The organism is Paenibacillus lentus (genome assembly GCF_042714055.1).
GTDB classification, from domain to species: Bacteria; Bacillota; Bacilli; order Paenibacillales; family Paenibacillaceae; genus Fontibacillus; species Fontibacillus lentus_A.
Genome location: NZ_JBHGVC010000004.1, coordinates 104,261 through 125,442 on the forward strand (window position 1 = coordinate 104,261; position 21,182 = coordinate 125,442).

Sequence of the window (21,182 nt, forward strand, 5' to 3'; positions counted from 1 at the left end):
ATTCTACGAAATTTGCAAAAGTTACTTATAGCCTATACCCAACTCTCTCAAATATGGGTAATATTGGTGTGCGGTTGTGAAAAATTTAACTGCAAGAGGTGGGAGCCTAGAATTAACCATCGGCTAATAACCTCACCAACAAAATTATTGAAAAAGGAGAAGAATAATGACAACGCAATATTTCAATCTTCGCTTGCCTTCCAAGGCAAAAGCACTCATGGTAGGTTTTTCAACTTTTATACTAGGATTTTTATTGTTAACCGTGTTTGCAAATAGTGCTTCCGCTCACGGTTATATCGAGTCACCAGCAAGCCGTGCTTATATGTGTAAGCAAGGCGAGAATACGAACTGTGGTGCTATTCAATATGAACCGCAAAGTGTTGAAGCGATTGGCAACTTCCCGACGACAGGTCCTGTAGATGGAGAAATCACGGGCGGCGGTATTTTTAAAGAGCTTTATGAGCAAAAAGCTGATCGTTGGAATAAAGTAACCTTACAAACAGGTCTTAATACATTTACTTGGAAGCTAACGGCTGCTCATGCAACAAGTGAATGGAAATATTACATTACGAAAGCAAATTGGGATCCAAATAAGCCACTTGGTCGTGATGATCTTGAGTTGCTCTTCTCTGTTGATGACAACGGAGCGAAGCCAAATCCTACGACTTCACACCAATTCAATATCCCTGCTGATCGCACAGGTTATCATCTTATTCTTGGCGTATGGGAAATCGCAGATACACCAAATGCCTTCTATCAAGTCATCGATGCGAATATTGTGAGCAGTGGCGCAGTACAAGGGCCGACTGTTCCAGCAAATGTTAACGCAACGAGCAAAACAGCTACAAGTGTAACGTTAAAGTGGACAGCTTCTACAGCGCCAACAGGAATCGCAAGTTATGAAATTTACCGTAACGGTGTTCTCGTTGGAACTTCAACAACAAATACCTATGTAGATCAAGGCCTTACTGCCAGCACTTCTTATGTGTACACAGTAAGAGCGGTTGACGGAGCAGGTGATAAATCACAAGCTTCTCCAGCTGTAACAGTTACCACATCCACTGAAGGTAATAGCGGCGGCGGTGACAATAACAATAATTACCCAGAATGGGCTTCCACAAAAGTGTATTTAGGTGGAGCTAAAGTACAATATAACGGTGCTACCTATGAAGCTAAATGGTGGACACAGAATGAAACTCCTGGTAAAACGCAAGTATGGAAATTAATTAGTGATGCAGGTCAGGGACCTACTGGCCCTTCAGTACCTACAGGTGTTCACTCGATGAAAACCACATCGTCAAGCGTATCTCTTATGTGGACAGCTTCCGAAGGTGCTGCACAGTACGAAATCTATTTAAATAATACTTTGCTTGGTAAGTCGACATCAGCGGTTTATGAAGCAACGGGACTTTCAACGGGCACTTCTTATGTGTTTACGGTAGTAGCTGTTGATGGTGCTGGTATTAAATCACAAGCATCATCTCCGTTCACGGTGAAGACAGCAACTGAAGATGGAGCAGGCGGGGGAGGCAATGAAGGAAGTCTTTACCCGGAATGGGATGCCAAAAAAGCGTATGTAGGTGGAGATAAAGTGCAATTTGATGGTGCTACCTATGAAGCTAAATGGTGGACATATAATGAACTTCCTAATAAAGCAGACGTATGGAAACAAATTAAATAAACAACTTCATAAATCTCCTTTAAGAGAGAAAGGCACCCATTCTGGGTGCCTTTCGTTTCATTCGTACGGATGTTCGATCTGAAGATAAGGGTATTGTCTATCAAAATAGTTGATTACTCATATAGAAATCAATTTTAACGCTTACTATAATTGGAATTATAGTTGTATTTTCTGAATTGAAGGATGAGGATGGAAACAAAGCTGACAAGCAAAAAGCTTTTTTATTAGCGCCGTTGTACTGCCTGTCATATTACCGCAAGCCCCATGAACCACCTCATCTAAAGTGAAAACTGGAGGGAAAGTGAAATGAAAAGTGAAGCGAAATCCGAAGCTTTAGATGATTTAATTGTTAGCCAAAGCCGCGTTCTTACCGATTCCCAAGTCATATCCTTGTGGGGTGGAATAGATCCACAATTTTCACCAGACAATGCTGTTGCTGCCGTACAAAGTGCACTGCCGCAAGAGAAGTATGAACAATTGTTTCCCTATCGAATTGGCACGACGGAATGGCACAAATTTGCCGCTAATCAACCATATTACAATGCAGACCAAACCGACTATTATTCGTACAACAATTTGATTGCTGCCGTTACGGAAGTAGCTAATATCAAATATAAGGTGGAATACAGACAGGACGATACTAAGAACAGTCGCATATTTCGATTAGATAAAGAAACAAAGACAGAAACGCTCATCTACCAGAATACGAACTTTAATACCTCCTCAAATATGACGGTTCCAATTATATCGAAAACGGTTGATTTTGGTTCCTTTATTAAAGAAGGGTCTGACTTGAAGCGAAAGCATGAGCTGGCAGCTTTTCTCGCCAATATTTCGCACGAAACGGGCGGAGGTATGCCAACATTCCCTGGAGGCTCACTTGCTTGGGGTTTGTATTGGAATGAGGAAGTATCTTATATTAACACCACCAGTGTCAATTATGTTGAAGCACATGACATCTTTCTGCCAGTAGAGGGCAAGTCTTATCATGGACGTGGGCCGATGCAGCTGAGCTGGAACTACAATTACGGATTGATTAGTGGAATTATTTATGGCACCAAAGATAAGCTGCTTCAGCAGCCTGAGCTTATTGTGAACGATGGCAAGTTAGGCTTTATGACGGCTATCCTGTTCTGGATGACGCCGCAGCCTCCGAAGCCCTCCGCTCATGATGTGATGGTTGGCAGCTGGACGCCCTCTGAGTCGGATATTTCTAAAGGATTAATACAGCCGGGCTTTGGTGTTACCATTATGATCATTAACGGCAATCTTGAAGGCAACTTAGATGAAACCGACCGTCGTATAGCTAGCCGTGTTGGTTTTTATCGTAAAATTACAACAGGAATGGGGATTTCGATTGAAGGAGAGAAAGTAAATACGGCAGGCATGAGTCCATTTGAAAGCTGAACTATCGGGTTCAGCTTTTTTGATGGTCACCAATGATTATTTTCAAATTCATTAGACCTAATTTTTTTAATATGATAAGATTTCGGTGGAAAATGGAAGATATCTTGACTAATAATTTTTATTTAGAGAATAGGTTGGTGGATATGGAAAATAACGAAAAAAAAGACCCTATGATTTTTGACATTCATGTGGCTGAAGGAAGCAATTATGAGGTGGGTAAACAGCGGGCGATTACATTTAAAGAGAAATATCCGCAGGATATTGCTTATTTTATTAGTCCGATGGAAGGACAGGATTATATCTCTACAGTAACGGCCCATAAGAGAATGATGTTGATTGATAAAATATGTCCAGGCTTTGTGGATGAAATACAAGGATTTGCTGATGAAATAGGTATAGAGCCGGAAAAAATATTATGCTATGCGAATTCATATCAAGATTCTCAGCATTGCTGTCAATTTGCAGTGCTTCCTTCAAACACGAGCGACGGGCATTTTTATGTGGGAAGGAGTTATGAATATTTTGTAAGGGATGAAAGAAGTTTATGCATTACCCGGGTAACAGGAAAACCAAAGCATATGGGGTTCTCATTGCAAAATGCGGGAAGAATGGACGGGATGAATGAATACGGGCTCGTCGTTTCCATGTCCAGTACTGCGTACTTGAAGCCTCTTGATGGGGATGGTTGTGAGTTCTGGGTCGCCATTCGTGCCATTTTAGATCGCTGTAAAGATGTTTATGAAGCGCAATGTTTGCTTGAAGAAATACCATTATGTACGAATACAAATTTCTTGGTAGCGGACGCTGCTAATAATGTTTCAATTTTCGAGGTGGCAAGCTTTACAGCAGACAAAAAAAGAATGGCTGTGAGGAAACCCGTTGGTGGTTTATTGGTCGCCACAAATCATTATGTGAGCCATGAAATGAAAGAATTTGATGTATATCACTTTTGGCATTCCGAAATGCGCTATTCTTCTGTGTGGAATACATTATTGCGAGATGCGCCTTATATCAATGAAGATAAGATAAGAGGGTTATTGCAAACTCCGTATCCGTATGGTCCATGCTGTCATTTTTATTCAAGTGGGATGGGTACACTTAGAAGTATGATATTTGATGTAACTGAAAAGAAGCTGAAGGTTAGTTTTGGTCCACCAGATATGAATCCATGGTATGAAGTTGGTTTTGACGCACCGATCGGGCTTGAAGAGATTGTATGCAAATATGATGATGTGAAGATCGAGAATCCAGAACAATTTTGGCGAGAAATGGATTGATGGTAGGAATTGAACACTGTTCGCAAATCTTGCATTCAGACCATGGTGTCCTAAGTTCTGGGGAACAGGGTGAACATATTAAGCTCTTAAAACGTCATGTTGATTTTCTCGATAGCCGACAAAGGTTCCTTCTGCGATAGAAGCTTCGTCATATCACTTTCGGCCTCGGTAATGTGAGGAGGATTGTTAAATCGCATAGAACCACCCTATTATCCGCTGAAGCGGGAACGGAGTGGTTCATTGCTATTATTTATTGTGAAGGATTTTGCCCTTAACCTCACCAACTTTGATTTCCAGATCAACTGACCCCGTTAGCTTTGGCCAAAGCATCGACTTCGATTTTATCCGAGCAGCTTATATCATCAATGTCTGAATAAAATGCCTCTGAAACCGCTTGGCATCGACACCGATGCAGACGTTGACATTCGGCGGGTCGGTACAACGCGGACGCAGATCGGCGATGGTTCTGCCATAGGAGTGGATGCCTTCCAAATCTATCTGGAGTACCATCGGCTGAACCTCGACCAGGCTGGGGTCGATCGCAACAGCTACCGCCAGCGGATCATGCAGGGCACAGCCTACCCGATCGCTAAAGGCCTGGCAATAGCCTTCGATATAGTAGGAGGTAATATCAGCCAAAAAGCGGGTCAGATCCGAATCCAGCTCTCTCCAGCGCTGAATATCCTCCAGTCTGAGCTCGGTCTGCATGGTCACATCCAGTCCGACCAGCGTAATCGGAGCTCCGGATTGGAAGACGAGTTGGGCCGCTTCTGGATCGGAATATACATTTGCTTCCGCATGCATACGGCGGTTGCCCGCCACGTTGACGGCTCCGCCCATCACGATAATCTGCCGAACCAGCGAAGGTATCTCCGGCGCTTGCATAATGGCCGCGGCCAGATTGGTCAATGGGCCGATACAGACTAGAGTCACCTGCTTCGGGTATCGTCTGATCTGATCCACCATAAAGGCCGCTGCGGGCGTTGATACCGGCTTGCCCGCCGGATCGGGGAATGTCAGGTTGCCCAGTCCATTCTCGCCATGAAAGTGGGCAGGATAAGCCTTCGTAAAGGGATGGAACAATGGGGCGGCTTCCCCCATAGCGACAGGAATTCCGGTGGCTCCTAATCGTTCCAGCACATGGAGCGTATTGCGTGTCGCGTGGTTTATCGGTACGTTTCCGAAGCAGGTCGTAATCCCGATGACATCCAGAGCCGAGGATCGGACAGCGTAGGCAATCGCCAGCGCATCGTCAACTCCTGTATCCACATCCAATAATATTCGGTGCATCAATCATGCTCCTCCTTCCTCTGACGGTTATGACAGCACCGTGCGAATGTAATGCTGAAGGAATGCCTCTTCACGGACATGCATGCATACGGAGGCATTGATCCGTGACTGCGGATGTCTGAAGTCGACCAGCGTCGCTCCAGAGGATACCTGTCCCTTCGTCTCAATATAGACGTAATAATCCTCCGTCTCCACAAGGGAAGCATCCTCGACGACAGCCAGAGCCAGCGGATCGTGCATCAGCCGGTATTTACCCTCGTTCAAGCGGTCGCTTGCCTCAAAGCTGAATGTAAATATATGATGCATGAATGCTCTTAATTCTGCCTGTTCATCCGTAAAGCCGTTCATGAGCTTATGAAAATGAGCTTCGCTGAATTTGGCCTTCCCGGTTACGTCCAGACCTACCATCGTAATCGGAATCCCGGACTCAAACACCCGGTGCGCCGCTTCTGGATCACCGTGGATGTTGGCCTCGGACACGGGCGTCGTATTGCCCGGCACCTTGATGGCGCCTCCCATCAACACGAGCTCCGCCTTCTTCGCGATCGACGAATCCTTGGCGAGCGCCACCGCCAAATTGGTCAGCCTGCCGGTGAATACTAGGGTAATGTCATGTGCCTGTTCCCGCACCTTCCGCACGATGAAATCGGACGCTCTCTCGTCCACCGGCAATTGGCGCGTCTCAGGCAGTTCATACCCGGCCAGGCCGTTGGCTCCATGAATGGCGGTTACATTCTCGCGGCGGGGGCGAAACAAAGGGGCGTCCGCCCCCATGGCAACCGGAATCTCGTAACGGGGCTGCGCCAATTCCAGCACCCGGAGCGTATTCTCCGTCGCCTGCTTCACATCCACATTGCCAAATACCGTTGTAATGCCTTCTATATGCAGCTTATTGGATTTTACGGCAAAGATGAGCGCCAGGGCATCATCCACGCCGGTATCCACATCCAACAGGATGTGCTTTACCTGCTCCTGCTCCATATTGTCGTCACTCCCTTATTCCCTCACTTAAGCTTGGCAAGCTCGTCCGCAAGCTCCGGTATCGCCAGGATCTTGTTGCCGATATCCAGGGAGTAGCTGAGCCTGCTGATATGCGGCTGCTTCAGCATCGCCTGCTCCAGTACATCCAGATTCCAGAAGATGGCCCGCTTGTCGTCATCCGCAATAACCTGGCGGTTCGCCATGACGATGACTCGATGGAAGTTGTTTACGACAAATTCCATATCATGCGTGATCGTGATAATGGTTTTTCCTTCCTTGTTTAATGCTTCGATCAGACGGGAGAGCCGTTCCATGGCCGGAATATCCTGGCCCGCTGTCGGCTCATCCAGAATGATGACACTGGAATCCATCGCAATCACGGAGGCAATCGTAACGAATTTACGCATGGAATAAGGCAAATTGTAAGGATTATCCTTAAGAAATGGAACGACGCCTGCCAGCTCTGCCGCTTTCATGACGTTCGCTTTGACCTGCTCCTCCGGAAGACCCAGCTTGCGGGGGCCGAATTCAATCTCGCTGTACACATCGTTATGAAAGATCTGGTCGTCCGGGTTTTGGAACACATAGCCGACCTTTCTCGATATTTGTGCGGTGGTATAATCCCGCGTATTCCAGCCATCGATGATGACATCCCCTTCGGAAGGCTTGAGCAGCCCGTTCATCATCTTGACGGTCGTTGTTTTACCCGCCCCATTCTGGCCGACAATGGCAACGGATTCGCCCTTTCTAAAGGACATGTTGACTCGATCTACCGCTTTGTAGCCGTTCGGATAGGCAAAGGAAACATTCGTCAAAGTCAGAAAGCTCATGCTTTAACCCCCTTCTTCATCCATGTCTTCACGGCTTCGATGGCTTCTTTTTCCGTTAACGGGATGCTGCCAAGCTCCATCTGCCGCTTGCGCATTTCCAGGCCGAACAGCGAATATTGGGGGAGCGCAGCCCCGAACGCAAGTGCACGCTCATCGGTAAGAATCTCTCTCGTGTTTCCTTGCATAGCCACTTCACCCTCGTTTAGCAGGATGATATAGTCGGCATATTCGGCAATCAGCTCAATTTTGTGCTCAACGAGAATGATGGTTTTTCCTTTTTTCTTCATCAGCTCGATAATCTTGAACACTTCTTCCGTTCCCTTCGGATCAAGCTGCGAGGTCGGCTCGTCAATCACCAGCACATCCGGCTCCATCACGATGATCGAAGCTAGGGCAACCCGCTGCTTCTGACCGCCGGAGAGCTCAAACGGGTTTTTATCCCGCAAATAATCGATCTCCAGCATCCGGATCACCTGATCCACCTTCTCGCGGATGAGTTCAGGCTCCATGCCCAGATTCTCCAGGCCAAATGCAATCTCTTCGAACACGTTATCCTTCACGCCGCTAATTTGTGTAAAAGGATTCTGGAAGACATAGCCGATTTTTTGGGAGAGCTCGCCCATTTCCCATTCACGGATATCCTTGCCCTCAATCAGCACCTCGCCGCGCAGATCCCCCTTATAGAAGTGGGGGATAAACCCGCGGATGACATTGCACAGGGTCGTTTTTCCGCCCCCGTTGGCACCAACCAGTGCATACAGCTTGCCTTTTTCGATGGTTATATTCACTCCCTTGAGTGCATCAGACTCGCTGATCGGATACTGGTATGATAGATTCTTGATCGTAATTATACTCATAGCGCAACTCTCCAGACGATTAAGATAGCAAGCAGTACAATCAGCAGAATTTGAATCAGCCGGTCATGCTTTGTTTTCTCCAGTTTGTAGATGCTGCTTTTTTTAACATTGGCCGAGAACGCTCTCGATTCCAGCGTTAGTACCCGTTCCTCCGTGCTTGCCACAGATCCGAGAATAAGCGGACTAAGTGTCGGCAGGAAGGCCTTCATGCGGACAAGCAGCTTGCCTTCGGTTTCAACGCCTCTTGTTTTTTGTGCGTCCATGATAACATGGGTCAGCTTTTTCATCTCAGGAATGAGCTGCAGCGTGGACAAGATGACATAGGTTACCTTGGACGGCAAGCCGATCTGTTCCAGCGAATGAACCAAATCCTTAACCTTGGTGATGCGGAAGAACAGAATGAATGCCGAAGCTACCGCCACGATTTTGGAGGTCAGGAACAGGGCGAATTCAACACCTTCCCGCTTGATGGAAAAAATGCTCCAGCTCCACAGAATATCATTGCCGGGATAGAAGAAACTTTGCAGAATAAAGATAAATACTACAATCATCAGCAGTGCCTTGACCGCGAGATTGGAAAACTCCTTGAAGCTGCCGGCAAAGTAGGCCAGCACCATGCAAATCGGCAGAATGGCGTAGCTGAACCCATAGCCGGGTACGATAAATGCAGCCAAACATAAAGCGACAGTAATCATAAACTTGGTTGTTGGATAAAGACGGCTCAACATGGACCGTTCGTTATTCACAAGAACCCCCTCCTTCTGAAAGCGTACCCATTACTGACTATACGTCATTTCTTTTTGATGAAAATCGTGCCGTAGTTCAGCTTGGACAAGTATCTCGGGGACATCTTCATAACGATGATAAAGGCGATGACGTTGCTGATGATTTTGTCGACGCTTTCCACCAGAATTTTGGTTGAGAATACCGCCGTCCAGATCTGCTGCCCGGAAGCCAGGAATGTAGCAACCACGGCATCCGAGGAGTTGCCGGTCGCTCCGCCGAACATCAGCACCTGGATCGGAGATGCAACGACCAGTACGGTCAGTACGACGGCGAATGAAGACAAGATCACTTTCCACAGCTTCGTATACATGCCTTTCATGGACAGCAGGCCGACCATAAGACCGACGGCCATTTGTACGGGCGTAAATGCGAACGAGACCGGATTCGTTATTCCGACGACGAGATTGGTACTGGCCCCCGTAACCATACCAACCCAAGGGCCGCCGATCATGGCTGTCAGAATCGTTCCGATGGTGTTCAAGTAGATCGGCAGCTTGAGCAGCAGCACAATTTGCGCACCGACAAAGTTAATTGCGATACCGATCGGAATTAACAAGATGGCCAACAACGAAAAATCATATTTAAATCCGCGCTTGATTTCCATTGCTTATTCCCCCTAGAGCATAGTTTGTCATAAAAGCAATTCAACTAAAGATTATTCGTCAGCCAAGATGGTATGGAGTGCTACCTCCACCATGTCATGGAAGGACTTCTCGCTGTCTTGATGGGACGAGCGTTCATTGGTCAGCAGATGACTGCCTACCGTTAATATGGACAGAGCCCTTACGCCGTATTTGGCAGCCAGCGTGTACAAGGCAGCACTTTCCATCTCAACCGCGAGCACTCCGAAATCCATAAATTTATGAAGACGATCCAGAGTTTCCCTGTAAAATTCATCGGAATTATAGATGTTCCCGACAAAGACATTTACTTGCTTCTCCCGAGCTAGTTGATGGGCTTTGCTTAACAGGCCATAATCGGCTGTTGGCGCGTAATTGCAGCCATAAAATATTTTTTCCATCAAATTGCTGTCCGAAGATACGGCTTGGGCCAGTACGATGTCGCGAACCTGAAGCTCTTTTTGCATGGCGCCGCATGTACCGATGCGAATCAGCTTTTTGACCCCGTAATCCTGGATCAGCTCTGTAGCATAAATACTCATGGTCGGGTTGCCCATTCCTGTACCTTGGACAGAAACCGGAACCCCTTTATAAAGGCCGGTGTACCCATACATGCCTCTCACTTCGTTGTAACAATACACCTCCTCCAAAAAGTGCTCTGCTACAAACTTTGCCCGTAAAGGATCGCCGGGCAGCAACACACGTTCTGCGATTTCTCCCTGTTTTGCTCCTAGATGTATACTCATCCTGCTCCTCCTGATTACTGGCTTCCTTTAGGAAAGCGCTTTATTATCTATCTGCCTTCATCATAGTAAGAATCGGAGCGATAACCAAGACCAGAAAGTTACGGAGCTTAACGGAAAAATGCAACCATGAGGTCTCATGGCTGCATTAGTTCCTTGCGGATATTTTCCAGATCCCGCTTGGTCGGTATCGTTGAAATGATGACTACCGGTACCGAATTCAGCTCAACGGGAAATGTGCTGATCACAAAATCGATGCCGTGCTTCTGAATCATCTCATCAGTAAGACCTTCCAAAATGGAGGTGTTGATGATCAATTCGTCACCGATTTCATTCTTGATAAGCTTGGCGACGTAATGGCGGATGGAGAATTCCTCGCCGATCAGCAGAAAGGCCCTTTTGCTGTTATAGCGCATGCTGGAGATGATCAATAACGTCAGCTTGGTCAGATGATAGTCGTTATACAAAATACCGGGATACGACTGCCTCCATTCCTGCATGCAGCTCTTGACTCTCTGATACATGGGACTGCATCCTCTTTGGACATATTCTGTCAGGCTGCTTGTCGAGACCGCGATTATATCGGGAAGCGCATTTTCCAGCCGCAGCTTTTCGAAGAATTCTCCGATTTCCCAGATGAACCGGTCATTCATATCAATGGCAGGGAAAGCGGCAAGCGCAAGCATGAGAAAGTGATTGACGATTTGATATTTTTCCTCTTGGATCTGCACGAGATTGGTTTTCTCCATCGCTATCATCGTACTGACTTTCGCTTCATCATAATAGTTGTATTGGCCTAAACTGAACATAGCCTGTAAGAACCGGATTTCGTCCATCGGCAAATGAATGGAATACTGCTGCTCAAGCGCTCGGGCCAATGCGGTAACGGATGAATGGAGCATGCTGCTCTCCCAGTCGTATTGACCTCTGGGAACGTCTGCATATTTGCCCTGCAGTACCCTCGTCATAATGATGGCTGCCAGAAAGGACAAACTTCGCTTGGCTTTGAGGAAATACACGATATCATTCTCCGACTCGACTGCCGTGATGTATTCGTGGATTTGAGCCTGGTCTATGCCGGGGAACGGCCAGCCGGAAAATTCGTAGGCATCGTAATACAATTTCCAGTAAAAATAACGGATATTAATTTCACTGCCTTTGACCTCAGGCATGGAATACGCGATGCGCAAATTGTATCGCTTCAACTCATAGTTGTTTAACCGGATAATCAGCTTTTTCAGCGATGAAGAGCTCATATACAGCTTGTCGGCCAACTCTTCCAGTGAGTTGCGTCCCCCCTCGGCGAATAGCAAATCGAGCAGTTGATATAAGGTTCTCTGTCTGTACATGGATGAAATGACTTCGCCGATCGCCACATTCCTTTTCTCATAATGGAGAATAACGCCTTTTCCTCGGGAAATCTCAATATACATCGAAGGAGGAAGCTCCTCCTTGGTTTCGTCAATAATTTTACGGATCGTTTTGTCTGATACGCCAATCTGCTCTTCAATCTCGGCCAAGGTAAACCATCGATATTCAGAATCGAGCAGGGTCAACAGCTTTTGTGTCAATATAAACTCCTTCTCCATGCGTCTGTTCTCTCCTTTCCTGAAAGATCGGCTAGATGTCAGTCGTTTCACAAGTTGATAGACCTAAGTATGGGACGGAATGTGCGTATTTATAAATAGCCCCGTAAAACGTTCAAGGATTCCCGTTTCACGCGGCTTACAGTCAATGTACTTTTTTTATTTTAAAAGATAAGTCCTTGGACAAGTATCCTTATAATTAATCGTAACGGGCTTTGGAGTTTTAATCAATCGATATATCAAGAACGGGGAAGTTATAGCTTTAAACGATATTGGTGAGGGGAAATGCCCATCGATTTTTTGAATAGCTTAATAAAGTAAGAAACATTAGGCAGGCCTACCTTTTCGCCGATGATTTCAATCGATTGGTTCGAGGTTTGGAGCAGGATGCATGCTTGCTGCAATCTTCGGACAGTGAGATACCCAGTAATGCTCGTGCCTGTTTCCTCACGAAATATTCGAGATAAATACCCCTTCGATAAATGCAAGTCTGCCGCAAGCCTATCTAATTCAAACGATTCCATATAATGCGTTTCAATCCAATCCATAACTTTTTCTGAAACGGTAATTCTTCGCTGGCTTTTCTGCCCCTCATTTGGAATTAAATCATTTTTTAAAATCGTCAGCATTCTTAACATAAATAAGCCAAGCTGTTCGTTGGCTGCTATCGAAGGTCTGAATTTGCTATATCTGTCGAAATCACTACAGGTGCTCCTGACAGCCTCAAGCATGCTTTCGTTTAATGATACTGCTTGCTGTCTAATGAGTCCTTTTTCTACTCGTGTAAAGAGATCCTTGAGAACGGTGAAGCTGTTCAAATAGGAAGCAATGGCAGAAGGCTCTAAATGAATCGTTGTACGTACATATGGGCTGCTTTCACTTACCCGAACGTGGACATTATGCAGTTGATGAGGCAGGAAGAAGAACACCATACCAGGTTTTATAGGGTATGTCTGCTGATTGACTACAACGTTCCCTTTGCCCTCTTCAATAATTAACCATTCAAAACCCCTATGCCAATGATAATACCCATGAAAATCGCTTGTCGTACAATTTTCATATGACCAAATAAAGGGTTGCTGCGTGAAATTAAAATGCTGATATAACGTTCTCAAAATTACTCCTCCGAAAGTTAATAGGGGAACATTTTTAATCATTGTACTGCAATTTCGGCGTCTTGTCAGACATTATAATAAAAATTAGAGGAGAGTGACGAAATGGATATTGCATATAAAGAAGAAATGATGCGAAAACTGGATGCAAAAGTAAAGCGTATGATCACATTAATTGGAGAAAAATCACCGCACGTCGCAGGTGCAGACGGAAAATATGATGATAATGCCCACGATTGGTGGACTTCCGGCTTTTGGCCTGGGCTGCTGTGGGTGATGTACGACTATACGGGAGATGAAGTTTACAAAGCTGCTGCCTGGGACTGGGATCACAAGCTTAACCTTTGCTTTGAGGATTATCCCGTGGAACTTCATCATGATGTGGGATTTCAATTTTTACCGACAGCGGTATGCAAGTATGAATGGACAGGTGATCAAGAAGCGTTAAGAATTGGATTAAAGGCCGCAAATTTTTTAATGGGCCGTTATAATGCAGCAGGCGAATTTATTCGTGCTTGGAATGTTGAAGATGGCGTTGATTATCGGGGCTGGGCTATTATCGACTGTTTACTGAATATACCGCTTCTAACTTGGGCGACGAAAACGACAGGAGACCCGCGCTATCAACATGTTGCGATGAAGCATACAGATACTTTCTTGAAATATGGCATTCGCGATGATGGTTCATCCTGTCATGTTCTTTCTTTTGATCCACAGACAGGCGAATTTATAGAGCAAATAGGCGGACAAGGCTATTCACCTACTTCTGCATGGAGCAGAGGGAATGCTTGGGCGCTCTATGGTTTATCTTTAGCCTACAGACATTTCGGGGATCACAAATATTTAACTGCTGCAAAACGTGTCGCCCATCACTTTATTACCGCACTGCCTGATGACTCTATTCCTTATTGGGACTTTAGATTGCCGACCCTTGAGGGCGAGCCTCGCGATTCCTCTGCTGCTGCTATCGCTGCATCAGGCTTAATGGAGCTTGCAGAGCATTTGGATGAGCATGAGAAGCGCATTTACCTATCCGCTGCCGAACGGATGCTGTATGCGTTAAGCGAGCATTATGCAACCTGGGATCAGCCAGGGCATGAAGCCATCTTGATAGGTGGTACTGGCCACAAGCCAGCAAACAGCAATATTAACGTTTCTTTAATTTATGGTGATTATTATTTTGTTGAAGCTTTTGCTAAGTTGAACGGCTGGAAAAATCGTATATTTAGCTTCTAAGCAACAAAAATAGCAGGTTCCGTCTTTTAGCGGGTCTGCTATTTTTTATTCCTGCTAATCGATTTTGTTGATAGATGAAATAATGCACACTTCTGTAGATGACATATAATTTGTTGTTGAAGAAGAGGGAGTGAAGAGGGGGCAATGGAGACTCAAGTTCCTTCTGAAGACATATAATTTGCAGGAACAAGCATACTGGATGTTGAATATATCCCAAATCGGTGTTATTGAATATCAGGCGTGTTCAGGGCGCCATAGCCGCAGGAGGAGTACAACATGAAGACGATCACTGTTCAAAAACTTAAGGAAACGTTCCAATTGGAAGTTCTTGCCGGAGCCAACCACATGGATCGCGAAGTTACCCGTCCACGGACGCATAGACCTGGGCTGGAGTTTGTCGGATATTTTGATTTTTTTCCTATGAACCGGGTTCAGGTGCTCGGCCGCAAAGAAATTACCTATCTATTAACGCTTAGCGTAGAGGAACGCAAGCTGCATATCGGAAACATCGTCAAATATCATCCGCCATGCTTTATTGTAACGTCGGGGCAGCAGGAAATCCCATATTTGATCCTGTTCTGCGAACAGGAGGGGATTCCGCTGCTGCGGACAACGGAGACGACGACGGAGTTTATCGCCAAGCTGGATAGCTATCTGATCAAGGCACTTGCGCCGGAGATATCGATCCATGGAGTATGTGTGAATGTATCGGGCATAGGCATCCTGCTCCGGGGCAAATCCGGGATCGGCAAAAGCGAAACAGCCCACACGCTCATCCGAAGAGGCCACCGGTTCGTGGCGGATGATATTGTGGTGCTTAAGAAGCTCGGCCCAACGACTCTTCTCGGGACACATAACGAAACAACAAGGGAGTTTCTCGCGCTGCGCAGTGTCGGCCTGATTAATGTGGTACGCCAATACGGGCGCAGGGCCTTTCAGGACGAGACGCGAATTGTGCTCGACATTGAATTATCTCCATGGCAGGAGGATTCTCTGAACAATGAGCTGGAAGTGGTACCTCAGTTCACAGAATATCTTGGCGTTAAGATTCCACATATCGAAGTCCAGCTTCAGCCGGGACGTGACGTGGCGGGTCTGATTGAGGCGGCGGCTAACAATTGGTATCTCAAGCAGCTCGGCTACAGTGCCGCTGAAGAGTTCATGAAGCGAATCGAAGACGAAATGCAGTCGTAAGAGTACTCTAAGCATATTTTCAACCTAAGAAGGGGCTGTCCAGAAAGTCAGTGAAAACTGACTTCTGACAGCCCTCTTTTTAATTTTATTTTTACAATTGTGCCCGCTAAGCAACGATCCCTATATCGTAGGCTCTGCCATTCGCGAAAGGACTTAGTTTTGGGGTTTTCCCATCCCTATCCAGTTTTTTTCTTTTTGTATAGTCTTAATCATGCGGAGCGTTTCCTCAACAATCAGTTCTGGTCGGTCAAACATAACGTTATGGGTACTATTTTCAGCTATTACATGGCGCTCGGCAGCAAAGGCCTGTTGATGGTCGTACCATCCTTGTTGTAATAGGAGTTCATCATCCTTAGAAAATCCGAGTTCAACGGCGTTCATATAATGGGTGTCCGGTGTAATGACAGTTATCGGTATACCTTCGGGAAGCGGCGAAAGCTCGCGTTCAAAACGGCGCATGTTGCCAACCTCTTCAGTAATTATATCGAAGAAGTGTCTATCCCATAAAACATTCATGTAGACATCGGTGTCAAACTGTTCCGGAAGGTGATCAGGGGCAAATATGCCGTTCATTAACCGGATTGCACCGATGCGTGCAAGAAAGCTGTTCCATTTTTGAGTTTCGGCTGCGAGCATGGCCTCAGTATATTCAGAAAATTGCTCGGAAAAGCCTTCGTGCCGGGCATCGACTAGGATGAGTCCCATGACATCTTTAGGATAGTGCTCTATATACATACGTGAATAAATTCCGCCAGAAGAGTGGGCGACGAGTATAATCGGTGTATCGACACCCACCTCTTCGAGAAGCGCATGCAAGTCGGAGGTGAGTTGTTCTGAACTTAACGGCTCTGAAGAGGGGTCACTCCAACCATATCCGGCCCGATCATAGGTGACGACTTGCACGTCTTTAGATAGCTGCTGCTGAACGATTTTCCAATCCTCTGACCAACTACCGGTTCCGGCTTCTATGACGACAGTAGGTGTTTCATCAGACTTATCACCTTGAACGTTGGCGTGGAGGAAACGACCGCCAATATCAAACCGTTCACCTGGTGGCGGATAGTCTTGAAAGATATTCCTGAGTGTGTACTGTTCGTATAATGCGCCAATTGCAATAAGCATAGAACAAAGTAACAGTAAGACTGAAACGGAAACGATAATTGTTTTCTTTACCTTTTTCATAAAGTTTTCACCCCTTTGGAAAAGCTGATCATTAATGCTAGGATCATAACGCCAAGTATGATGAAGAAGATTGTCATCATCCCCGGGGAGAATATAGTGAGTATCATAACGGCGCCGCTGATGACGAGAATCCTTGAAAACGGACGGATGCATTGGTTCCAGATGCGATTGACAGTTGAATTATCTGGCAATCTAAAGCGTTGCAGCGTGTTACCGGTGATAATTAAAACGGTGCCAACGCACAATGGCACGATAATGAACAAATCGAAGGTGTATCCAGATTGAAAGGCAATTACTGCGACGTGGACGACAAGAATGATGAACAGAAGCGTAATGAAAATGGTGAAGATACCACTTTTGAAACGCTCGTAATAGGGTTTCAGGCTTTGTAGGCGTGGAAGAATGATGGCGTTAGCGATAATGAGAAGCATCGTAAGTGGGTGTAGAAAAGCAGTGATGAAGTCCGCTGTAGCTGCATAGTAAAAGAACCCTGACAGAGTAGCGATAGTAAATAGTAACCACATAGAAATGAATTGCATTATGATTCCTCCCACTATAATTTAATGTTTTCTTACGCTTTCTCACTCGTTCTTAGATTTCCAACCATCGACCATCTCAGAATGAGTAAAAATTATGTAAATGTGACAGTATTTTCTGAAGAAACCGGTGGCGGGAATAGAGGTTGAGATGCTGTTCCCAATCTTTAGGCGAATCATATGACCGCACCTTGGATATCCACTCCATTCCCCCGACAGCTCACCCTCCAATGTCACGTTGGGTCATAGCCCTTTACATCCCTTCGTTCTGCTTCTCGAGGTGTGGACGCCGTCTCTTGCTTCTTATTGAATTTGAGCAGCCACTTTAGAACGTCTTGAAATACCGTCGTATTGAGAGAGTAAATGACGTATTGACCATGTTTTTCTGTATAGACGAGCTTGGCATTTTTAAGCACGGTTAGGTGCTGGGAGATGCCGGCCTTGCTCATCTCAAAATGCTCAGCGATTTCCCCGGCAGTTCGATCCCCGTCGAGAAGAATGTCCAGTATCTTTCTGCGATTTTCATCAGACAGCGCTTTATATACAGTGTTATTGAACAAGGCTTATCACCTGCTTATATTTAAGTATTTAAGTGATTACTTAAATATAACCATATAATTCAAAATAGATCAAGTGTTAAGCAATTATTCGGATATTGCATTCAAATTGTGCAAGCTAATATGGCGGATTATTAGCAGTTTTCATTGAATACCTTCGATCGACTTTAACCAAACTGATCGGCGGGCTTGGTAAATGGAATCAAAAGCCCCTTCTGCTGATTTAACAGCAGAAGGGGCTTCGCCTCGCCATCCGCTTCAAACAGCGGAAAGCCGGGACTATTGACGAAGACAATAGTCGGTTAATGGTTGATCGCGGTATGCATTAAATACGACGACTTGATCTCATCCCAGCGCAATCGATCGGTCGATTCCACCAGATAGTCGGCACCGGATAGAGAGGGGCCGACTCCCACGGCGAACATGCCGCTTGCTTTAATCGCCAGGATGCCCGCGGCCGCATCCTCAATGCCGATCGAGTGCCGAGGGTCGGCTCCCAATCCAGCGCACGCGGTCAAAAAGATTTCAGGATCCGGCTTGGATCGCTTAATTCGCGCGGCGTCCGCGATGTAATCGAACGTACCTTCCAAGCGCAAGGATCGCAGCACGGTTGTTGCGTTTTTGGATACCGAAGCAAGACCGATCGGGATGCCTTCCTCTTTGATCGAAGTGATCAATTCTGGAATATCGGGCAGGATGTCGTTCGGCGTTAATTGCGTCAGCAATTGACAGTAATGAGCGTTTTTCTCATCCGCCATCCGTTCCTTTTCCATCTCGGTATATTCGTACTTCTGCTTCCCCTTACGCAAAATTAGCTCCAAAGAATCCAGTCGGCTAACGCCCTTCAGCTGTTCGTTGAAGGCCTCGTCAATGGTTATGCCCAGTTGTTCAGCCAGCTTCTTCCACGCTACATAATGAAAATGAGCCGTATCCGTAATGACGCCGTCCAAATCAAACACAACCGCTTCGATTGGCTTGTCGGCCATAATTTGCTTCCTCCCCTTATTCATCCCATCAAGCTGACGGGCTGTTGCTTTATGAAGTCAAACGCACTTCCCGTCCGAAAATACGGATCGTCAATTCGTCACCCGACAGCAAGGTGACCTTCGGTTCGTTTTGATCCACGCTGATTAACAAGCGTCTTCCCAAATATAGAATCGTGAACGAATAAGAATCCCATTGCTTAGGGAGAACCGGCGCGAGCGACAAGCCGCTGTCCTTAATGCGCAGTCCAGCGAAACCAAACACGATCGCCATCCAGGTTCCGCCCATGTTGGCCATATGGAGGCCGTCCTTCGTATTTCCATGCGTATTGTCCAGATCCAGCCTCGCCGTTTCGATAAAGTAATCATACGCCTTGTCAAGCTCTCCGATCTTTGCGGCCATAATACTGAAGACGCAGGAAGACAGTGAGGAATCGTGCGTCGTTATTTTCTCATAATAGTGATAGGAGGCCCGGATGACCGATTCATCCTGTTCGTCCTCCAGCAGGAAGTGCGCGAGCACCGTATCAGCTTGCTTGCAAACTTGATAACGGTATAACGTCAGTGGATGATAATGCAGCAGGAGCGGGTAGTGATCCGTCGGCGTTCCGGCGAAGTCCCAAACTCGCTTTTGCAAAAAGGCGTCGTCCTGAGGATTGATATGGAGTGCCGATTCATAAGGCAAATACATCTGTTCCGCGGCTTTCAGCCACTCGTCGATTTCTTCTTCCTTCAGTCCGATTTTTCCAGCCAATTCGGCTAACGCCTCGGGAGCGCGCTCCTTCATTTCCGCCACCGTGCGGGCGGCCCACTTCAAATTATATTTAGCCATCACATTTGTGTAATAGTTGTTGTTGACGATCGCCGTATATTCGTCCGGTCCAGTTACCGCGTCGATCTTGAATTTTCCATCGTGGTAATGGCCCGTATCGATCCACAGGCGGGCCGTCTCAATCAGAAGCTCTGCTCCATAGCGCTCGATAAATTCAAAGTCTCCAGTGACCAAATAATATTGAACAAAGCTGTAAGCGATGTCCGCGCTGATATGGTATTGGGCGGTGCCAGCCGGAAAGTAGGATGAGCACTCTCCGCCCGATATGGTTCGCCACGGGAACAACGCGCCTTGACCGTGGCCCATTTCCCGTGCGCGAGCCCGTGCGCCGTCCAATATCGAATAGCGATAAAGAAGCAGCGACTTAGCACGCTCCGGGTTCGTCATCAAAAAGACAGGCAGCATATAAATTTCGGTGTCCCAAAAATAATGGCCTTCATACCCTTCGCCCGACAAGCCCTTCGCTGCTATATTCGAATGGCGGTCGCGGCCTGCCGATTGAAGCAAGTGGAACAGATTAAAGCGGATGCCTTCCTGAAGGGCCGGATCTCCTCCGATTCGAACGTCCGCCTGGCGCCAGAATTCGTCCAGGTAGCTGCGTTGGCCTTCCGCGACCTCCTGGAAGGACAGGCTGGACAATTTAAGGCTCAGTTCGTAGGCGGCTTGCAGAGGTGCCTCTCCATGCCGGAGCGAATCGGTGAAGATATTAACCTTCGTTAAGACGACCTTCTCCCTCAACTCGAAAGCAAGCACTGTCTCGATACGCTCATCTGTTCGGGTGATATGCTGCCTTCCGCCCTGATTGACCCGGCATGTAGAAACACAAGCGGCGCGAAGCTTGGAGCGCAGTGTTTCCATCTCTATCCCGGCTCTGCTGCCTTCCGCCTCCGCCGCCGTGACCCGCAGCAGCTTGACATGATCGGAACCGACCCTCGGATCGTTTGGATCGGCAAAGTTCGATACGTCGCCCCGCAATACCGACACGACGGTTACGGCTCCGAAATAATTTACGGGCTCTAATGAAATTTCCTGAACAAACAGTTCCTTGTCGCGGAAGGAGACGATGCGCTTGAAGCGCAGCTTGATTTCCTTGCCCTGCGGCGATCTCCAATGCACATACCTTTCCGCATATCCTTTATCCATATGAAGAATACGGCGGTATTCTATTATCTCGCCTTCGTCCAGTGCAAACCGCTCCCTACAGCCCTCTTCGCCGAAATAAATCAGCACGGTCTGCGCATCCATGACATTAACGAGCTTCTGCTGGGTTTCGGGAAACGCGTTTAATTTTTCCCCGTACGCGATGCTAGTAATATCGTGGAACGCGTTCAAATATGTTCCGCGAATCGTGCCGGACGTATTGGGAAGACTGTCATTTTCCTCAAGGTTTCCGCGCACGCCCAAATAACCGTTTCCCGTAAAATAAAGGCTCTCCTCTTGAAACAAGCTTGCTTGATCTGGCTGATTGGATTGAATGATCCAAGACATGTAT

19 protein-coding genes are annotated in these 21,182 nt (G+C 46.7%); 5 read left to right on the top strand and 14 right to left on the bottom strand.

All coding sequences use genetic code 11. The features are described 5' to 3' along the window. The first annotated feature begins 166 nt into the window (after positions 1 to 166). The 3 genes from ACE3MQ_RS10445 to ACE3MQ_RS10455 all read left to right on the top strand — a co-directional run bounded on the left by ACE3MQ_RS10445 (position 167) and on the right by ACE3MQ_RS10455 (position 4,365). Complete coding sequence (locus tag ACE3MQ_RS10445) at positions 167 to 1,681, top strand: lytic polysaccharide monooxygenase (RefSeq protein WP_379392555.1); 1,515 nt, start codon at positions 167 to 169, stop codon at positions 1,679 to 1,681. 306 nt (positions 1,682 to 1,987) lie between these two features. After that, a complete protein-coding gene (locus tag ACE3MQ_RS10450; RefSeq protein ID WP_379392556.1) occupies positions 1,988 to 3,088 on the top strand; it encodes a chitinase in 1,101 nt (366 codons plus the stop codon). Positions 3,089 to 3,180: 92 nt separating this feature from the next. Further along, positions 3,181 to 4,365: a C45 family autoproteolytic acyltransferase/hydolase gene (locus ACE3MQ_RS10455; RefSeq protein ID WP_379392557.1), complete on the top strand. Its 1,185-nt coding sequence runs from the start codon at positions 3,181 to 3,183 to the stop codon at positions 4,363 to 4,365. 354 nt (positions 4,366 to 4,719) lie between these two features. Here ACE3MQ_RS10455 and ACE3MQ_RS10460 read toward each other — a convergent pair whose 3' ends face one another. From ACE3MQ_RS10460 to ACE3MQ_RS10500, 9 genes are all read right to left on the bottom strand, one after another. Continuing rightward, positions 4,720 to 5,655 carry a nucleoside hydrolase gene (locus ACE3MQ_RS10460; RefSeq protein WP_379393062.1) on the bottom strand — a complete coding sequence of 312 codons (936 nt, stop codon included), beginning with the start codon at positions 5,653 to 5,655 and terminating at the stop codon, positions 4,720 to 4,722. Between the two features lie 27 nt (positions 5,656 to 5,682). Then, a complete protein-coding gene (locus ACE3MQ_RS10465; protein ID WP_379392558.1) occupies positions 5,683 to 6,636 on the bottom strand; it encodes a nucleoside hydrolase in 954 nt (317 codons plus the stop codon). Between the two features lie 23 nt (positions 6,637 to 6,659). Then, positions 6,660 to 7,466 carry an energy-coupling factor ABC transporter ATP-binding protein gene (locus tag ACE3MQ_RS10470; protein ID WP_379392559.1) on the bottom strand — a complete coding sequence of 269 codons (807 nt, stop codon included), beginning with the start codon at positions 7,464 to 7,466 and terminating at the stop codon, positions 6,660 to 6,662. Continuing rightward, the gene (locus ACE3MQ_RS10475) at positions 7,463 to 8,323 is read right to left on the bottom strand and encodes an energy-coupling factor ABC transporter ATP-binding protein (RefSeq protein ID WP_379392560.1); all 861 of its coding nucleotides are present in this window, start codon (positions 8,321 to 8,323) and stop codon (positions 7,463 to 7,465) included. Before ACE3MQ_RS10475 ends, ACE3MQ_RS10470 begins: the two co-directional genes overlap by 4 nt. Continuing rightward, entirely contained in the window at positions 8,320 to 9,069 is a 750-nt protein-coding gene (locus ACE3MQ_RS10480) for an energy-coupling factor transporter transmembrane component T (RefSeq protein ID WP_379392561.1), read from the bottom strand. Before ACE3MQ_RS10480 ends, ACE3MQ_RS10475 begins: the two co-directional genes overlap by 4 nt. Positions 9,070 to 9,113: 44 nt before the next feature. Next, the gene (locus tag ACE3MQ_RS10485; RefSeq protein WP_379392562.1) at positions 9,114 to 9,713 is read right to left on the bottom strand and encodes an ECF transporter S component; all 600 of its coding nucleotides are present in this window, start codon (positions 9,711 to 9,713) and stop codon (positions 9,114 to 9,116) included. A 51-nt stretch (positions 9,714 to 9,764) separates the two neighbouring features. Further along, positions 9,765 to 10,475, bottom strand: coding sequence for a purine-nucleoside phosphorylase (gene deoD, locus ACE3MQ_RS10490; RefSeq protein WP_379392563.1), 711 nt, complete (start codon positions 10,473 to 10,475; stop codon positions 9,765 to 9,767). 134 nt (positions 10,476 to 10,609) lie between these two features. Continuing rightward, positions 10,610 to 12,061, bottom strand: coding sequence for a helix-turn-helix domain-containing protein (locus ACE3MQ_RS10495; RefSeq protein WP_379392564.1), 1,452 nt, complete (start codon positions 12,059 to 12,061; stop codon positions 10,610 to 10,612). Between the two features lie 251 nt (positions 12,062 to 12,312). Further along, positions 12,313 to 13,173, bottom strand: a complete 861-nt coding sequence (locus ACE3MQ_RS10500; protein WP_379392565.1) for an AraC family transcriptional regulator — start codon at positions 13,171 to 13,173, stop codon at positions 12,313 to 12,315. A gap of 102 nt (positions 13,174 to 13,275) precedes the next feature. On the opposite strand from ACE3MQ_RS10500, the gene ACE3MQ_RS10505 reads away from it, so the two are divergent. Together ACE3MQ_RS10505 and hprK are read left to right on the top strand one after the other, a co-directional pair. Beyond that, on the top strand, positions 13,276 to 14,406 hold the full coding sequence (locus ACE3MQ_RS10505; protein WP_379392566.1) for a glycoside hydrolase family 88 protein: 1,131 nt from the start codon (positions 13,276 to 13,278) through the stop codon (positions 14,404 to 14,406). Positions 14,407 to 14,682: 276 nt separating this feature from the next. Next, positions 14,683 to 15,600 carry an HPr(Ser) kinase/phosphatase gene (gene hprK, locus ACE3MQ_RS10510; RefSeq protein ID WP_379392567.1) on the top strand — a complete coding sequence of 306 codons (918 nt, stop codon included), beginning with the start codon at positions 14,683 to 14,685 and terminating at the stop codon, positions 15,598 to 15,600. A 153-nt stretch (positions 15,601 to 15,753) separates the two neighbouring features. Here the strand turns inward: hprK and ACE3MQ_RS10515 are convergent, their stop codons facing one another. The 5 genes from ACE3MQ_RS10515 to ACE3MQ_RS10535 all read right to left on the bottom strand — a co-directional run bounded on the left by ACE3MQ_RS10515 (position 15,754) and on the right by ACE3MQ_RS10535 (position 21,178). Beyond that, entirely contained in the window at positions 15,754 to 16,782 is a 1,029-nt protein-coding gene (locus ACE3MQ_RS10515; RefSeq protein ID WP_379392568.1) for an alpha/beta fold hydrolase, read from the bottom strand. Continuing rightward, positions 16,779 to 17,321 (bottom strand): hypothetical protein, encoded by a 543-nt coding sequence (locus ACE3MQ_RS10520; RefSeq protein WP_379392569.1) that lies wholly within the window; start codon positions 17,319 to 17,321, stop codon positions 16,779 to 16,781. Before ACE3MQ_RS10520 ends, ACE3MQ_RS10515 begins: the two co-directional genes overlap by 4 nt. 230 nt (positions 17,322 to 17,551) lie before the next feature. Next, positions 17,552 to 17,878, bottom strand: a complete 327-nt coding sequence (locus ACE3MQ_RS10525) for an autorepressor SdpR family transcription factor (RefSeq protein WP_379392570.1) — start codon at positions 17,876 to 17,878, stop codon at positions 17,552 to 17,554. Between the two features lie 299 nt (positions 17,879 to 18,177). After that, the gene (gene pgmB, locus ACE3MQ_RS10530) at positions 18,178 to 18,861 is read right to left on the bottom strand and encodes a beta-phosphoglucomutase (protein WP_379392571.1); all 684 of its coding nucleotides are present in this window, start codon (positions 18,859 to 18,861) and stop codon (positions 18,178 to 18,180) included. A gap of 49 nt (positions 18,862 to 18,910) precedes the next feature. Further along, positions 18,911 to 21,178, bottom strand: a complete 2,268-nt coding sequence (locus ACE3MQ_RS10535; RefSeq protein WP_379392572.1) for a glycoside hydrolase family 65 protein — start codon at positions 21,176 to 21,178, stop codon at positions 18,911 to 18,913. Between the last annotated feature and the right edge of the window lie 4 nt (positions 21,179 to 21,182).

Bases quoted from the DNA above. Each gene is read 5' to 3' on its own strand.
- ACE3MQ_RS10475 (WP_379392560.1), bottom strand. From the start codon at position 8,323: ATGAGTATAATTACGATCAAGAATCTATCATACCAGTATCCGATCAGC.
- pgmB (WP_379392571.1), bottom strand. From the start codon at position 18,861: ATGGCCGACAAGCCAATCGAAGCGGTTGTGTTTGATTTGGACGGCGTC.
- ACE3MQ_RS10470 (WP_379392559.1), bottom strand. From the start codon at position 7,466: ATGAGCTTTCTGACTTTGACGAATGTTTCCTTTGCCTATCCGAACGGC.
- ACE3MQ_RS10515 (WP_379392568.1), bottom strand. From the start codon at position 16,782: ATGAAAAAGGTAAAGAAAACAATTATCGTTTCCGTTTCAGTCTTACTG.
- hprK (WP_379392567.1), top strand. From the start codon at position 14,683: ATGAAGACGATCACTGTTCAAAAACTTAAGGAAACGTTCCAATTGGAA.
- ACE3MQ_RS10495 (WP_379392564.1), bottom strand. From the start codon at position 12,061: ATGGAGAAGGAGTTTATATTGACACAAAAGCTGTTGACCCTGCTCGAT.
- ACE3MQ_RS10465 (WP_379392558.1), bottom strand. From the start codon at position 6,636: ATGGAGCAGGAGCAGGTAAAGCACATCCTGTTGGATGTGGATACCGGC.
- ACE3MQ_RS10535 (WP_379392572.1), bottom strand. From the start codon at position 21,178: ATGTCTTGGATCATTCAATCCAATCAGCCAGATCAAGCAAGCTTGTTT.
- ACE3MQ_RS10460 (WP_379393062.1), bottom strand. From the start codon at position 5,655: ATGCACCGAATATTATTGGATGTGGATACAGGAGTTGACGATGCGCTG.
- deoD (WP_379392563.1), bottom strand. From the start codon at position 10,475: ATGAGTATACATCTAGGAGCAAAACAGGGAGAAATCGCAGAACGTGTG.
- ACE3MQ_RS10505 (WP_379392566.1), top strand. From the start codon at position 13,276: ATGGATATTGCATATAAAGAAGAAATGATGCGAAAACTGGATGCAAAA.
- ACE3MQ_RS10450 (WP_379392556.1), top strand. From the start codon at position 1,988: ATGAAAAGTGAAGCGAAATCCGAAGCTTTAGATGATTTAATTGTTAGC.
- ACE3MQ_RS10455 (WP_379392557.1), top strand. From the start codon at position 3,181: ATGGAAGATATCTTGACTAATAATTTTTATTTAGAGAATAGGTTGGTG.
- ACE3MQ_RS10520 (WP_379392569.1), bottom strand. From the start codon at position 17,321: ATGCAATTCATTTCTATGTGGTTACTATTTACTATCGCTACTCTGTCA.
- ACE3MQ_RS10485 (WP_379392562.1), bottom strand. From the start codon at position 9,713: ATGGAAATCAAGCGCGGATTTAAATATGATTTTTCGTTGTTGGCCATC.
- ACE3MQ_RS10445 (WP_379392555.1), top strand. From the start codon at position 167: ATGACAACGCAATATTTCAATCTTCGCTTGCCTTCCAAGGCAAAAGCA.